This window comes from Thermococcus sp. GR5 (assembly GCF_012027535.1).
GTDB lineage: Archaea > Methanobacteriota_B > Thermococci > Thermococcales > Thermococcaceae > Thermococcus > Thermococcus onnurineus.
The window spans coordinates 50,550-65,946 of record NZ_SNUN01000001.1 but is presented as its reverse complement, the minus strand read 5'-3'; the positions used below and the strand labels follow the sequence as shown (position 1 = coordinate 65,946).

The 15,397-nt window shown below is 51.5% G+C and carries 15 protein-coding genes; 12 read left to right on the top strand and 3 right to left on the bottom strand.

Annotation, left to right across the window (positions count from 1 at the left end):
• Positions 1–17: 17 nt before the first annotated feature.
• Complete coding sequence (locus E3E33_RS00375; protein ID WP_167711644.1) at positions 18–923, top strand: hypothetical protein; 906 nt, start codon at positions 18–20, stop codon at positions 921–923.
• 4 nt (positions 924–927) lie between these two features.
• Positions 928–2,250 (top strand): hypothetical protein, encoded by a 1,323-nt coding sequence (locus E3E33_RS00370; protein WP_167711643.1) that lies wholly within the window; start codon positions 928–930, stop codon positions 2,248–2,250.
• Positions 2,251–2,280: 30 nt separating this feature from the next.
• Here the strand turns inward: E3E33_RS00370 and E3E33_RS00365 are convergent, their stop codons facing one another.
• Positions 2,281–2,565, bottom strand: a complete 285-nt coding sequence (locus tag E3E33_RS00365) for a hypothetical protein (protein WP_238516407.1) — start codon at positions 2,563–2,565, stop codon at positions 2,281–2,283.
• 439 nt (positions 2,566–3,004) lie between these two features.
• On the opposite strand from E3E33_RS00365, the gene guaB reads away from it, so the two are divergent.
• The 8 genes from guaB (at position 3,005) to pdxT (ending at position 12,112) form a co-directional block, all read left to right on the top strand.
• Positions 3,005–4,465, top strand: coding sequence for an IMP dehydrogenase (gene guaB, locus E3E33_RS00360; protein WP_167711642.1), 1,461 nt, complete (start codon positions 3,005–3,007; stop codon positions 4,463–4,465).
• A gap of 79 nt (positions 4,466–4,544) precedes the next feature.
• A complete protein-coding gene (locus tag E3E33_RS00355; RefSeq protein ID WP_167711661.1) occupies positions 4,545–5,945 on the top strand; it encodes an L-aspartate oxidase in 1,401 nt (466 codons plus the stop codon).
• A gap of 50 nt (positions 5,946–5,995) precedes the next feature.
• Positions 5,996–7,183 carry a TIGR00529 family membrane protein gene (locus tag E3E33_RS00350; RefSeq protein WP_167711641.1) on the top strand — a complete coding sequence of 396 codons (1,188 nt, stop codon included), beginning with the start codon at positions 5,996–5,998 and terminating at the stop codon, positions 7,181–7,183.
• Positions 7,184–7,228: 45 nt separating this feature from the next.
• Positions 7,229–8,137 (top strand): quinolinate synthase NadA, encoded by a 909-nt coding sequence (nadA, locus tag E3E33_RS00345; RefSeq protein ID WP_167711640.1) that lies wholly within the window; start codon positions 7,229–7,231, stop codon positions 8,135–8,137.
• Positions 8,138–8,214: 77 nt separating this feature from the next.
• Entirely contained in the window at positions 8,215–9,525 is a 1,311-nt protein-coding gene (locus E3E33_RS00340; RefSeq protein ID WP_167711639.1) for an ATP-binding protein, read from the top strand.
• Positions 9,512–10,345: a carboxylating nicotinate-nucleotide diphosphorylase gene (gene nadC / locus E3E33_RS00335; RefSeq protein ID WP_167711638.1), complete on the top strand. Its 834-nt coding sequence runs from the start codon at positions 9,512–9,514 to the stop codon at positions 10,343–10,345. Before E3E33_RS00340 ends, nadC begins: the two co-directional genes overlap by 14 nt.
• A 132-nt stretch (positions 10,346–10,477) precedes the next feature.
• Entirely contained in the window at positions 10,478–11,485 is a 1,008-nt protein-coding gene (gene pdxS / locus E3E33_RS00330; protein WP_167711637.1) for a pyridoxal 5'-phosphate synthase lyase subunit PdxS, read from the top strand.
• A 33-nt stretch (positions 11,486–11,518) separates the two neighbouring features.
• Positions 11,519–12,112, top strand: coding sequence for a pyridoxal 5'-phosphate synthase glutaminase subunit PdxT (gene pdxT, locus E3E33_RS00325; protein ID WP_012572854.1), 594 nt, complete (start codon positions 11,519–11,521; stop codon positions 12,110–12,112).
• A gap of 231 nt (positions 12,113–12,343) precedes the next feature.
• On the opposite strand, the gene E3E33_RS00320 is transcribed toward pdxT, so the two are convergent.
• Positions 12,344–12,523 carry a hypothetical protein gene (locus tag E3E33_RS00320; RefSeq protein ID WP_167711627.1) on the bottom strand — a complete coding sequence of 60 codons (180 nt, stop codon included), beginning with the start codon at positions 12,521–12,523 and terminating at the stop codon, positions 12,344–12,346.
• Between the two features lie 239 nt (positions 12,524–12,762).
• Here E3E33_RS00320 and guaA point away from each other — a divergent pair, with 239 nt between their 5' ends.
• The gene (guaA, locus tag E3E33_RS00315) at positions 12,763–13,686 is read left to right on the top strand and encodes a glutamine-hydrolyzing GMP synthase (RefSeq protein WP_167711660.1); all 924 of its coding nucleotides are present in this window, start codon (positions 12,763–12,765) and stop codon (positions 13,684–13,686) included.
• A gap of 10 nt (positions 13,687–13,696) precedes the next feature.
• Positions 13,697–14,263, top strand: a complete 567-nt coding sequence (locus tag E3E33_RS00310; RefSeq protein ID WP_012572857.1) for a GMP synthase subunit A — start codon at positions 13,697–13,699, stop codon at positions 14,261–14,263.
• Positions 14,264–14,656: 393 nt separating this feature from the next.
• Here the strand turns inward: E3E33_RS00310 and E3E33_RS00305 are convergent, their stop codons facing one another.
• Complete coding sequence (locus E3E33_RS00305; protein ID WP_167711636.1) at positions 14,657–15,394, bottom strand: DUF2101 family protein; 738 nt, start codon at positions 15,392–15,394, stop codon at positions 14,657–14,659.
• Positions 15,395–15,397: the final 3 nt, after the last annotated feature.

Genomic DNA, 15,397 nt, shown 5'->3' with positions numbered 1-15,397 from the left:
GTTAGTAGGTGGTTTATATGACGACTTGGGGCTTGTGGTATTATAAGTGGAACGGGTCGGAGTACGAGGTCCTAAGCGATTGGAACGACCAGAAGTTTGATTACATCATTGTTACCGATGGAGGGACAGGGGGGACTGAAGGAAAAACTACCAAATATTCAGGACCGGGATATAACGATGGGTATAATGATGCCGGGGAGTTGATTGAAAAGATAGAAAATCAGTGGTTAAAGGGTAGGAATTATATTATTGAGATACCTTATTTCTACGTTTCTCCTGAAGGAGGCAAAAAGGCGCGTCCTCTGGATTATTGGCTTGGCTGGATTGATGGTGCTGCCGCTCAGGGTATTTCGAGACTCAAGGGATTTTATTGGTCATTGGAAAACATTAGGTATATTCAAGTGGGAGAGCTGCGCAGATACACGATAGAGACTATATGGGGCAGAATAATGGAGAACAGAAGAGAGTATGGGGAGAATTACCAGTTTATCTGGATACCTAGCTTGAGGAGTTTATTACTGGATGATAACAGGTATTTTTCATCAGAGCAAGATGTCTTAGAGGCAGTAGCTTATGAAACGGATGTGCCAAACATAGCGAACTACTTCAACAAGGTTTTTATCCAGCCAGGGTATTATTTCATGAACATAAACGGCCAAACTATTAGTGGGGGGATACCATATTCATACTCTCTTTTTGTTGACATCCTAAAAACAATAAGACAGTACATGCCCTCAAATGTCTCCATTGAGATGGAAGCCGATGGTACCGTTAGGGTCAATGATGATGCTGAAAAGTATGCCTGTAAGTACGTAGATGCTCAGAGAGAAGCATTTGGTTATGTGCTGCCAGATAGAGCATACTATTTTGACACGGAGGAGCGTACTGTTGATTACATGAGAACTAACTGCCCGGGATGGTGAGGTAATGAAGAAACGTATTTCCATACTTTTCTTTTTAATTCTCCTGCTTTCTCCCTACGCTTCCGCCTACTCCCCAAGGATTACTGGAATAATTCACTATCGAGGCGGTTTTCTGGTTCTGACTCATTACCCCAACAACACTACTCAACTCTGGTTCTTCGAGCCTGGAAAGGGCCTCAAACTCTTAAACGCCACTTTCCCAAACCTAGCCTTCATACACTCAACCGGAAACAGAGTTCTCATGTATCAAAACTTATCAGATATATACTCTGCGCCGGACGTTCAACTGTACACTTATGACGGCAAATTTCATCATTTGGGTGATTTTAACGGAGTAACCGATTGTGGTGATAAACTCTACATCTACTGGAACGGGGAGTTCTATCTTTTGTTCCAGCCGTGGGATGCCTGTCAGATGACGGGTTACGACTGGTATGCAATAGTGAACGGCTCAATCTTTAAGTTGCCTGGCGATGACAGGGGTTGGTCTACTGTTCGCATTCATTCAAAACGCTACGTGGATAACCTCCAGGTCGTTCCGCACGGCTACATGGTTGGCTACACGGACTTTTACACGCAGCTGACAACCCTCCGTCTTGTAACCCTCTCTTCCACAGGAATCCGGATTAAGAACATCACGTTTGGAAACCTCTATGCAGACTGGGCTGGGGCCTGCTTCAACGGCACCCATTTTGCAACCATACTGGGCAACTGGATGGAGGTGCCCGTCAATAATGAGTCTGTGTTGAGGTTCTATTTAGCTATCATCAATACCCGGGGCGATTACAAGATAATTCCTCTGGATTCAATTCCATCCAACGATAACGTTTCCCTTGAACTCCTTGGGAGCTACGATGGAAAGTGGGTCGTGAAAAAGTACTGGTTCAGGTATCTGTCAAATTCCTCTGGGGGTTACAAGAAGACCAAGACCTTAGGTTATTTCATCGTTTCTCCGAAAGGCGTCGTTGAAGTGGGTAACGAGACCAAGGTTACCGCCATCTGCAGGAGGAATTATCCCCAGCTGCTTTTCGAGGGAAGGCACGTTGTTAAATCACCGTTGAAGCTGAAGGGGAGAAGCGTTGCAATCAACGGCACGATTCTCTTCTATGCGGGACGGACCTTCAAACTTCCATTCAATGCCACCCTTGCCGACTGCGGTAACGGTTGTTTGCTTTCTAATGGGAAAGAACTCGCCTACTTTAATGGAGTGAGGGTGGAAATCGTTAAATTCCCATCGAATCAAGCAATGATCCACTGGCTAATCCTATTCGGAATAACCTTCACCCTGCTCCTCGCCGTATGGTTAATGAAAGCGAGAAGGCAATAAACGACAAGTGGAAGAAGAGGGGTTAAAAAGCTAAGCCTTCTCAAAGGAAATTACTGCGATGATATCCCTTTGGAAGGATTTCACTGCCTTCATGTGCCTTTCTTCAACGCGACCGCAGCAGGCGACGCGGTTGTAGAATATCTCCAGCTCCCTGAGTAGATCCGCGAGCTCCCTCTTGGTGCTTTCACTGTATCCGTTGTTCAAAAGCTTGCCCCTCAGAAACGGCATCACTTCCGACGGCCTTCCGAGGGCCGCCCAGAAAAGGCCTTCCTTCAGTATTTCACCTAAAATCTCCTCAAAACTAAAGCTCCTCACATTCAAAATCTTTTCCTTAGCGATGGGTTTGGTACTCCCCCCTCATTGTGAAATCACCCACATGGATGGTTGTCTGGAAGTATTTTGGCTTTTCGGTGTAAGTATTGATGTGATGACAAAATGTAGGGAAAAAAGGTCTAAATTTTGGATGAACCTCTTTGTAGTCCTATGTTCTTTGTCACATCGCCAGGGCGAGGACCCCAAGGATGAGCAATATCGGTGCCGCGTAGGATAGGGCTATTGCGAGTCTTTTCATAGATGCCACCGTGCCCAAACGTACACATTTGTTTATAAAGTTTACGTTTGTAAAGTTGTCAAATGTAAAGCCATCGGTTCGAAGCTGTACATTGAAACCGTGGTTGAGTTCGATCCTCGAGGTAAAAACCCTTAAAAACCCTTGACAGGTTCAAGTTAAAAAGGATGGGGAGGTTCGCGAATTATGGGGAAATTTGAACAAAAACTTGTCAATGCAATTAAGGGCTACACCTTCGACGACGTTCTTCTGGTTCCGCAGGCAACCGAGGTCGAGCCGAAGGACGTTGACGTTTCGACCTGGATAACGCCGAGGATTAGACTCAACATCCCGATTCTCAGCGCGGCTATGGACACCGTCACCGAGTGGGAGATGGCGGTAGCGATGGCCAGGGAGGGCGGCCTCGGAGTGATCCACAGGAACATGAGCATCGAGGAGCAGGTCGAGATGGTAAAAAAGGTCAAGCGCGCAGAGCGCTTCATCGTCGAGGACGTCATAACCATCGAACCCGATGAGACTCTTGACTATGCGCTCTTCCTGATGGAAAAGAACGACATCGACGGCCTTCCGGTGGTCGGAGAGGACGGAAGAATTATTGGAATCATCACCAAGAAGGACATAGCTGCGAAGGAAGGCAGGCTCGTGAGGGAGGTCATGACCAAGGACGTCATAACGGTTCCGGAAGACATCGCCGTCGAGGATGCCCTCAACCTTATGGTCGAGAACAGGATTGCCCGCCTCCCCGTGGTCGATGGGGACGGTAAGCTGGTCGGAATCATCACAGTGAGTGGCCTCATGATGAGGAAGAAGTACAGGAACGCGGTAAGAGATGAAAACGGCGACCTGTTGGTTGCCGCCGCGGTTGGTCCATTCGACTTGGAGAGAGCCAAGGCCCTTGATGAGGCTGGAGTTGATGTTATAGTCATTGACACGGCCCATGCCCACAACCTCAAAGCGATAAGGGCGATGAAGGAGATAAGGAGCGCCGTTGATGCCGAGTTAATCGTCGGAAACATCGCCAATCCAAAGGCCGTCGATGACCTAACATTCGCCGATGCCGTCAAGGTTGGAATAGGACCCGGAAGCATATGCACCACACGCGTTGTCGCTGGCGTCGGCGTTCCGCAGATTACCGCTATAGCTATGGTTGCCGACAGGGCACAGGAGTACGGTATTCACGTCATCGCCGACGGAGGAATACGCTACTCCGGCGACATCGTCAAGGCAATAGCCGCTGGAGCCGACGCTGTTATGCTTGGTTCGCTCTTGGCTGGAACCAGGGAGGCCCCTGGAAAGGAGGTCGTCATAAACGGCAGAAAATACAAGCAGTACCGTGGAATGGGCTCCCTCGGAGCGATGATGAAGGGAGGGGCTGAAAGGTACTATCAGAAGGGCCACATGAAGACGCGCAAGTTCGTCCCCGAAGGAGTCGAGGGGGTCGTCCCCTACAAGGGAAGCGTTGGAGAGGTTCTCTACCAGCTCGTCGGTGGCCTGCGCTCGGGAATGGGCTACGTCGGGGCGGGGAACATCGAGGAGCTCAAGGAGAGAGGCGAGTTCGTGATAATAACCCAGGCTGGCGTTAAGGAGAGCCATCCGCACGACATCTTCATCACCGATGAGGCTCCGAACTATCCGGTCGGGAAGTGAGCTTTTCTTCCTTTGTTCTTCTATGCCTGATTCCAAAAACCGTTATAAACCCCCTTTTTGAGCCCCGTTGGGGGAGAACATGACCAAGATTGGAATCGTCGGCGATGGTGCAGCTGGTTTAACGGCTGCCATAGCCCTGGCGAAGAGAGGTTTTGACGTCACGGTCATAGGTAAAGGGTTTAAGAACACCAACTCATATTTAGCCCAGGCTGGAATAGCCTTCTCGATTCTTGAGGGAGATTCACCTAGGGCTCACTTCCTCGACACGGTTAGGGCTGGCAAGTACCTCAACGATGAGGAAGTAGTCTGGAGCGTTGTGAGCAAAGCTCCCGAAGCGTATGATTTTCTAATCTCGCTCGGCCTTGAGTTTGAGGCCAACGAGACGGAGGGGGGACACTCCTTCCACAGGGTCTTCACGATAAGGAACGAGACCGGGAAGTACCTGATGAGGAGTCTCTATATTGCCGCGAGAGAGCATGGGGTGAACTTCGTTGAAGGTCTTGCCGAAGAGCTCGCGGTTAGAGACGGTATCACCTACGGCGTCTTTCTCGATGGGGAGCTGCTGAAGTTCGACGCTACCCTTCTGGCCACGGGCGGCTTCGCCTCGCTGTTCAAGTACACCGCCGGCTCGCCCCTCAACCTGGGGACGCTGATAGGCGATGCCGTCATGAAAGGTGCTCCCGCGAGAGAGCTGGAGTTCGTCCAGTTTCATCCCACGGGCTTCATCGGAAAGGAGGGTGTCAGGCTCATCAGCGAGGCCGTCAGGGGAGCCGGGGCCAGGCTCGTGACGGATGACGGCGAGCGCTTCGTGAACGAGCTCTCCACGAGGGACATCGTGGCGAGGGCCATATACCGTCAGATGCAGGCTGGAAAGAGAGTCTATCTCGATGCAACTGGCATAGAGGACTTTAAACGTAATTTCCCTCAGATATATGCCTTCCTCATCAGGGAGGGCATAGATCCCTCCAAAGACCTTATTCCAGTCTTTCCAATAGCTCACTACACCATCGGCGGAGTAGCGGTCGACCCCTGGTATCGTACGGGCATCAAAAACCTATATGTTGCTGGGGAAGCCATGAGCAACGGCTTCCACGGTGCGAACAGGCTGGCGAGCAACTCCCTGCTGGAGTGCATTGTGAGCGGACTTGAAGTTGCCAGAACCATATCGAGAGATAGGCCGAGGCTTGGCGAGGTTTCAGAGGTTCCCTACACCTCTGACTCTCTGGGTGATGTTGAAGCCCTCAGGGAAATACTGTGGGAGCACGCTGGAATAGTGAGAACTGCCGAAGGCCTGAGGTTTGGCTTGGAGAAGCTTAACTGGATCGAGGCTGATGGAAGGCTTAAGCTGCTCGCGAGGGGTGTTCTTGAGTGCGCTTTGGCAAGGGAGGAGAGCAGGGGGAGCCACTACCGCGAGGACTTTCCCGTCATGAGGAAGGAGTTTGAGAGGCCGAGCTTCTTTGATGGGAGGTGCAGGCTCTGAGCCCAAACATTTAAATTCTCATCGAATCCTTATCATACCCGGTGAAACGGGTGGAGCTCCTCTACCTCATAGCCTCCTTCGCAGTCATCATCGCTCTCATCTGGCTTAAAATCAACATCGGTGTCTCTATATTCGTCGGCTCACTTGTTCTGGCCTTTCTGTTTGGCATGAGCCCTTCCGATGCGGTTATGGCCCTCTACCACTCTGTCGTCTCCTGGGAGACCATCAGGCTCGTACTTATCATCGCCTTCATAATGGGAATGACCTCGGTGTTCTCACAGATCGGCTATTTGAAGGATATGGAGGCCGCCGCGGGCAACCTCTTTCCCAAGGCCAAGTACTCACTGGCAATGCTTCCGGCCCTCATAGGCCTCATGCCGATGCCCGCTGGCGCCCTCGTTTCGGCCCCCATGATAGACCCCGTCGCGGGCAGGCTTGAGATGGAGCCCGAAGAGAAGACGCTGGTCAACTACTGGTTCAGGCACATATGGGAGCACTCCTGGCCGATGTACCAGGCCATAGTAATCGCCTCCGCCATCGTCGGGATTTCCATAAGGGAGATAAGCACCAAGATGTTCCCCCTGACGGTTCTTATGGCCATCATCGGCTACCTGATGCTGATTCGGCCCCTTCCAGATGACGGGAGTGACGAGGGCGACTTCAGAACCGGCCTAAAGCTCCTCCTAAAGAGCACGTACCCCATACTGGTTATCATACTCGTTTCAATCGTTCTGGGCATCGACATGGTTTACGGTGCTTTTCTCGGATTCCTCTCGGCTCTCATTCCCAACCTGAAGAGGGTGAGCCTGAAAGAGGTCATTGCTCATGCCCTCCAGCCCAAGATAGTCTTCCTCCTCGTTTCGGTCATGTACTTCAAATACGTCCTTGAAGTTACGGGGGCTGTGGAGGCCCTTCCAAAGGCCATGCTGGCCATGAACCTCCCGGTAATCCTTGTCCTCATGGTGACGCCCTTCGTTGTCGGCCTGATGACGGGCATAAGCTTCGCCTACGTCGGCATGACCTTTCCGCTGTTGCTCCCCTTCTTCACGAGCTTTGACAGGGTCGCCCTTGCCTATTTAAGCGGCTATATGGGGATGCTCTTCAGTCCCGTCCATCTCTGCTTAGTTTTCTCGGCCGAGTACTACGGGGCCGAGCTCCGGAGGGTCTATTTGAGGCTGCTGGTTCCCGCTCTGGTCCTCTTCCTGCTCGGGCTTCTTTACATCGCCGTTGTGCTTTAGAACAAGCTTTTATACCCCCGGGCATAGCATTCTCTAGGTGAGAACATGAAAATGGAGGAGCTCGTTAGGGAGATTGAACGCCTCAAAGAGGAGAGAAACGCTATAATCATGGCCCACAACTATCAGTTGCCCGAGATTCAGGACATAGCTGACTTCCTCGGCGACAGCCTCGAGCTCGCGAGGAAAGCTGTTAACGTTGATGCGGACGTCATAGTTTTTGCGGGTGTCGACTTTATGGCTGAAACTGCCAAGATTCTCAATCCAGAGAAGACCGTTCTGTTGCCAACGAGGAGGGCAACCTGCGCGATGGCCAACATGCTCAAAGTCGAGCACATCCTCAAGGCCAAGGAGCAGTATCCGGACGCGCCGGTGGTTCTCTACGTAAACACCACCGCCGAGACCAAGGCCTACGCCGACGTTACGGTTACCTCTGCCAACGCGGTCAGAATAGTTGAAAAGCTCGACTCGGACGTCATAATCTTCGGCCCGGACAAGAACCTCGCGAGCTATGTGGCAAAGATGACCGGCAAGAAGGTCATCCCCGTCCCCGAGTACGGACACTGCTACGTCCACAGGCAGTTCACCCTTGAGGACGTTGAAAGGGCTAGAAAGCTCTACCCGAACGCCAAGCTGATGGTTCACCCGGAATGCGAGCCAGAGGTACAGGAGAGAGCCGACATCATAGTCTCCACGGGCGGAATGATAAGGCGCGCCCCCGAGCACGACGAGTGGGTGGTCTTCACGGAGAGGGAGATGGTCTACCGCCTTCAGAGGCTCTATCCGGACATCAAGTTCCACCCGGCTAAAGAAGACGCCATCTGCATCGGCATGAAGGCGATAACGCTCAACCACATCTACGAATCGCTCAGGGACATGAAGTACGAGGTTGAAGTTCCGGAGGATATAGCCGAGAAAGCCAGAAGGGCGATAGAGAGGATGCTGGAGATGAGCTAAGTCTGTAGGGAAAGATTCTACCATTTTTGTTAAGTACAGAGGGAAACTTTTTAAGGATTTTTACCTCTTTATCTAACATGGGCCGCGAGGAAACGATAGCCCAAATTGTGATGGACTATCTCAATCTCAGCGTTGAAGGTGTCGAGCGTGAGCTGAGGGTTTCTGAGGACATCCGAATAAACAAAGCAATAACAATAATCGGCCCAAGAAGGGCTGGAAAGACTTTCTACATTCTTCAAAAGTTTTCCAAACTGAGGAAGGCTGGTAAAGCAGCCGTCTTCTTCCCTCTCGACGATGACAGGATATACCCTCCAACGCCCGATGACCTTTCAACTCTCGTGAGGGTGTTCTACGAGCTCTTCCCGGATGCCGACGAGAAGTACCTTTTTCTCGACGAGATTCAGAACGTCCCCAACTGGGAGCTTTTCGTTAAGCGTGTCATGGAACGTGATGGGTTCAGGGTTTACTTAACCGGCTCCTCTTCAAAACTCCTCAGCAGGGAGATAGCAACGGCCCTTCGGGGAAGAACTCTAACATTCGAGATGCTGCCCTTCAGCTTCCGAGAGTTCCTTAGAGTGAAGGGGATTGAGGTGGGTAGGTATCTCTCGACGAGAGAAGAGGCGGTTGTCAAGACTCTTCTGAGGGAATACCTAGAGTTCGGCGGCTTTCCAGAGGTTGTTCTTATCGAGGACACATACCTAAAGCGGAAAACGCTTTCCGAGTATGTGGATGTGATGCTGTATCGCGACGTTGTTGAAAGGCACGGGGTAAAGAATTTAAAAGCTGTGAGGCTGTTCCTGAAGCTTCTCATAACGTCCTTTGCCAAGGAGTTCTCGGTGAACCGAACGGCTAGGTACATGAAGGGCATTGGCGTGGACGTCAGCAAGAACACCCTATACAGCTACTTCGACTACTTTGAAGAAGCTTACGTGATCTTCCCGCTCAAGAAATTTTCCTACAACCTGAGGGAGGTTGAGAAGAGCCTTCCCAAGGTCTACGTCGTTGATACGGGTTTGATAAACGTCTACTCGCTTCGCTTCGGGGAGACCATTGGTAGGCTCATCGAGAACGCCGTTTTCCTTGAACTTAGAAGACGTGAGAAGGAGCTCTACTACTTCAAGGACGAGCGCGGGAGAGAGGTTGATTTCCTCGTGAAGGATGGAAAGGATATCTCGGAGCTCATACAGGTCAGTTATTCACTTGAAGCCCCCGAAACGTTCGAACGGGAGATCTCGGCACTGGTGAATGCCTCGGAGAAACTCGACTGCGAAAACCTAACGATAATAAACTGGAACAGAGATGACATTCTTGAGGTCGGAGGGAAAAAGGTCAGGCTCATCCCTCTCTGGAAGTTCCTGCTTGGAGGTGAAGGTAATGATTCACCTTAGTTATCTCATCCGCTTCATAGAGGAGGACGCTCCCTTTGGCGACGTCACGAGTGAGGCGGTTATTCCGAAGGAGTTGAATGCAAAGGCCGTAATCATCGCGAAGCAAGAAGGAATAATAGCGGGCGTTGAGGAAGCCAAGGCTCTCTTCGAGCACTTCGGGGTTAAAGTTGAGGTTAAGAAGAGGGATGGCGAGGCCGTGAAGAGGGGCGACGTCCTCCTTGAGCTCGAAGGGAACGCGAGGGCGATACTTCTCGTCGAGAGGACGGCATTGAACGTTATGGGCAGGATGAGCGGCATAGCGACCGAAGTCAGGAAGCTGGTCGAGAAGGTGAGGGCGGTAAACCCGAAGGTTCGGATTGCCGGAACGAGAAAAACCCTCCTCAAGCCGATAGACAAGAGGGCGATACTCATAGGTGGCGGTGAGCCCCACCGCTTTTCCCTTAGCGATGCCGTACTCATAAAGGACAACCACCTGGCTCTTGTCCCCCTGGAAGAAGCCATAAGGCGCGCCAAGGCCTTCAGCGTCTACAAGGTCGTCGAGGTTGAGGTCGAGACCCTCGAGGACGCCATCAAAGCGGCCAGAGCAGGTGCCGACGTTGTGATGCTCGACAACATGAAGCCTGAGGAAATAGCCGAGGTTTTAGAAGCCCTCAAGCGGGAAGGGCTCAGGGAGAGAGTTAAAATTGAAGTCAGCGGTGGAATAACGCCCGAGAATATAACCGAATACGCCAAGCTTGACATCGACGTCATAAGCCTCGGAGCTCTAACGCATTCCGTCAGGAACTTCGACGTCAGCCTCGAGATAGTTGGAAAGGCCTGAGCGGATTTCCTTCTTTTCTCCTATCACTCGATCGAAGGTTTTTCGGAAACATCGGGGCGTTTCTGCGGCAAGGTTTATATTCAAGTTTTTTCTTGAGATTATTGCAAGTTACAGCTTGAAAAGGTGATACCGATGGGAAGGCTCCACGTTATTGAGGCTAAGGGCACGGAGAGGCTGAAGCGCGGTTTTGCCAGGATGGTTAAAGGCGGCGTCATAATGGACGTCACCAACGCCGAGCAGGCGAGGATTGCGGAAGAGGCAGGTGCAGTTTCTGTCATGGCCCTCCATAAAGTTCCGGCCGACATTAGGAAGGCCGGCGGCGTCGCTAGGATGGCTCCGATAGAGAAGATCCAGGAAATAATGGACGCGGTAACGATTCCTGTCATGGCCAAGGTCAGGATAGGCCACGTCGCCGAGGCTAGAGTCCTTGAGGCGCTCGGTGTGGACATGATAGACGAGAGTGAGGTATTAACTCCAGCGGACCCGTTCTTCCACATAGACAAGAGGGAGTTCAACGTTCCCTTCGTCTGTGGAGCGAGGAATCTTGGGGAGGCCGTCAGGAGGATATGGGAAGGCTCCGCCATGATAAGAACCAAGGGTGAGGCCGGAACCGGCAACATCGTCGAGGCAGTCAGACACGTTAGGCTCGTCGCCGACAACATAAGGCTCATCCAACGCATGACGGACGAGCAGGTTTATGCCGTGGCTGAAAAGTTCGCCGAGCCGTACCTCAGGCTGGCCAGGCAGATAAGGGAAATAAGCGGCCTGCCGGAGCAGATCCTCGAGAACGAGCCTGTTTACGGCCACTACACCTACCGCGAGATAGTTGACGGTCTCTACAAGATTCTCCTGGAAATAAAGAAGCTCGGAAGATTGCCCGTGGTTAACTTTGCCGCCGGAGGAGTTGCCACTCCAGCCGACGCCGCCCTGATGATGCAGATGGGCATGGACGGCGTCTTCGTTGGTTCAGGCATCTTCAAGAGCTCCACTCCGGAGAAGATGGCCAGGGCAATAGTTGAAGCCGTTAACCACTGGGACGAGCCGGACGTTATAGCCGAGATAAGCAAAGAGATCGGCGAGCCCATGAAGGGCCTGGAGATTGAGGAGCTCGAGGTTCGCCTTGAGGAGAGGGGCGTCTGAGCTTTTCTTTTCTATATTTATGGGGGTGAGAAAGTGCTCAGAGTCGGAGTTATTGGTGTTCAGGGGGCAGTTAGTGAGCACATCGAGGCGGTGAAGAGGGCCTTCGAGAGGCTCGGCGTCGAGGGGGAGGCATTCTGGCTGAGGAGGCCCGAGCAATTGAATGCTATTGATGCAATAATCCTGCCAGGCGGAGAGAGCACGACCATATCTCGGCTGATGCAGAAGAATGGTCTCTTTGAGCCGGTTAAGAAGCTCGGTGAGGAGGGGCTTCCAATAATGGGCACCTGTGCCGGTTTAATCCTTCTCGCAAAGGAGGTCGAGGGAGCCGTTGAGGGACAGCGCTTTCTGGAGCTCCTCGACGTCAGGGTTAACAGAAACGCCTACGGCAGGCAGGTGGACAGTTTCGAAGCCCCGTTAAAGCTGTCCTTCAGTGATGAACCGTTCCCGGGTGTCTTTATTCGTGCTCCAAAGATAGTCGAGCTTCTGAATGATAAGGTCAAGCCCATAGCCTGGCACGGCGATGAGGTCGTTGGCGTAGAGCAGGGGAACATCATTGGCTTAGCGTTCCATCCTGAGTTAACCGACGACGCGAGGCTGCATGAGTACTTCCTCAGGAAGGCTCTCTGACTTTATAAATTTTCATATACTCAGAATAAGGAAGCTCAGAAGCGGAAGGCCCACTCTTGATACTCGCCGGTGAGACAGGGAGTGCAGAGCTCCTTCTTTCTCACAGCCTTTTCAGCCCCTCGACGCTTAGATAATTCAGACTATCAACCTCAATGGCTTTTCTGACCTTCCTGGTGTTCCACTTCGATAAAGATGACCTAATAAACGCCCATAAGGGGCTCTACGGGTGTCTTATTGGGTGGGCCTAAAGTTAGACTCGTAGGTTATGAAAACTGTGTAGCAGCCCTTCTCGTCTTCAGTTATTTCTATCTTCTTCAGTTTTGGGCCATATTCCCTAACGACGTCTTCCACGATCTTGGACAGCTCCTCAAGGAAGGCCTTTCTTTTAATGGTCATTTCCATCAGGTTCACCAAGAAAAGTTGGGTGGAGGAATTAAAGCCTTATCCTAGAGCTCTCCACGACTATTTTGCGACTCACTTACAGCGGGCAAGATACAAGGGACATATCAGCACCGGACGAGAGATGTTGATAGAGATAAGGCAAGCTCTAGACGAAAACCGGCTCAATGAAATATTGACACAAATTTGGAAAACATTGTGTGAATAGATTTATAAATTGACGGTATTATGCAGAGCAAAAGGTGGTGCTCATGTGGGAGAGCTTCATTGATGAGAAGGTTAATGAGATAAGGGAAACGGTTGGAGATGGGAAGGCCATCATAGCGCTCAGCGGCGGTGTTGACAGCTCTACTGCCGCGGTTCTGGCACACAGGGCCATCGGGGATAAACTTCATGCGGTCTTCGTGAACACTGGCTTCCTAAGGAAGGGCGAGCCGGAGTTCGTGGTGAGGACCTTCAGGGACGAGCTCGGTATGAACCTTCACTACGTTGACGCTCAGGAGAGATTCTTCGAGGCTCTCAAGGGCGTAACCGACCCCGAGGAGAAGAGGAAAATAATAGGCAGGGTCTTCATAGAGGTGTTCGAGGAGGTTGCGAGGGAAATCGACGCAGAGTTCCTGATTCAGGGGACTATAGCCCCTGACTGGATAGAGAGCCAGGGCAAAATCAAAAGCCACCATAACGTCGGAGGACTGCCGGAGAGGCTGAACCTCAAGCTCATCGAGCCGTTGAGGGACCTCTACAAGGATGAAGTCAGGGAACTGGCAAAGGAGCTTGGCCTTCCGGAGAAGATATACAACAGGATGCCCTTCCCGGGCCCGGGGCTGGCCGTCAGGATTCTTGGGGAGGTTACCCCCGAAAAGGTCGCCATCGTCAGGGAGGCCAACGCCATCGTGGAGGAAGAGATAGCTAAAGCTGGACTGAGACCGTGGCAGGCCTTTGCGGTTCTCCTTGGCGTCAAGACTGTCGGCGTTCAGGGTGACATAAGGGCCTACAAGGAAACGATAGCTATTCGCGTTGTTGAAAGCCTCGACGGCATGACCGCCAACGCCATGAACGTTCCCTTTGAGGTTTTGCAGAGGATAGCCTTCAGGATAACAAGCGAGATTCCAGAGGTTGGCAGGGTGCTGTATGACATCACTAACAAGCCGCCGGCGACGATAGAGTTCGAATGAGGTGAAATGAATGATAATCATAATGGATAACGGCGGCCAGTACGTCCACAGGATCTGGCGCACTCTTCGCTACCTCGGCGTTGAGGCGAAGATAATCCCAAACACAACGCCTCTCGAGGAGATAAAGGCAATGAAGCCGAAGGGTATAATCTTCTCCGGCGGCCCGGACATCGAGAAGACCGGCAACTGCAGTGCTATACTCGATCACTACGACGAGTTCAACGTGCCTATCCTCGGTATCTGCCTCGGCCACCAGCTCATAGCGAAGTACTTCGGCGGTAAAGTCGGCAGAGGCGAGAAGGCCGAGTACAGCCTCGTAGAGATTGAGATACTCGAGGAGAACGACATATTCAGGGGACTTCCCAAGAGACTCAAAGTCTGGGAAAGCCATATGGATGAGGTGAAAGAGCTCCCGCCCGGTTTCAAACTTCTGGCAAAGAGCGAGACCTGTCCGATCGAGGCTATGAAGCACGAGGAATTGCCAATCTACGGCGTTCAGTTCCATCCAGAGGTCGCCCACACCGAGATGGGGAGCGACGTTTACCGCAACTTTGCTCAGCTCTGCGGAGAGCTCTAATCAGCTAGTCGATCCTCTCCTCATCTTTTTATCGGCAACGGGTTTAGTCATCATCCCCCAGCTATTCTCCTTCTTTGTCTTAAAGCGTTTCCCCAATTACGATAGTACATTGCAAAATCAAAAACTTTTTAAAGTTTTACTTCTTACTCTTTGTGGTGATATCTTGGGACACACGGTATACTATCGCACTCGAATCGAGCGGTGGGATGACTTCAAGCGGTTCATCGAGGGAATCTGCGATGGCCTTGGATACGAATTCGTGGAGATGGGGGAGTCTGTACTTGTGGTCTCAGGGTGTCTTCATGTTGAGCCCCTACAGATAAAAAGAGAAGGGTTCGGGTTTGCCAAAACCAACCTGGTTGAGCCCTGTCACTCGATTTACCTGTTAATCCTTCATTCACTTTCTTCTTTCGGCTCCGTTGAGGTCTGGGAGGACAGATAGACCTCTATGATCTTAGTCGGCACCGCGCCTCTCAGCCGTCTGTCTTCCACGATTAGCTTCACGACCCTCCCGACCTCTAAATCATCGACGGCATCGACCCAGTAGCGGCCTGGCTTGACGTTGGCGGAAATGTCATCATGGACGAATACCTTCACAATGTCCCCACGGATTTCCTCTACAACGCCGTAGGTCCAGTCACGTCCGTATTTAGTCTTGAAATACCATCTGAATGCCATGACTGCTATGAACACCAGCACAAGGTAGCCGTAGTAATAGTAGATGCTTGTGGCGATTCTCCTGATGAAGGAGTAGCCAAGGAACGCACCAAAGGATATCAGGGAAATGAAGTAGTAGAAGAATCTGTACGGCTCTGGTTCTATAAAGAATTCCCTGTTTCTTGTGAGCAGGTAGCGAAGGTAGAGGAAGTATATCAGGGCTATCACAGCGAGCCAGAGGGGATTAAGCTTTAGGAACAGGACTGCGAGGTTTGTTAGGAGATATATTAAGAATGCAATTTGGAGCTTAAGGCTGAGGAACTCGTGGGTTGTTAAATCCTTCTTTATCAGCCGTGTGAGGTATCTGAAAGTGGGTGGCTCTTCTGATGGAGAGGGGTTGATAAACTCAATTAGTTTGTGAATTCCGGAGTCCACCGCTTCACCTATATTATAAAGGAAATCTTCCAACGACATAAT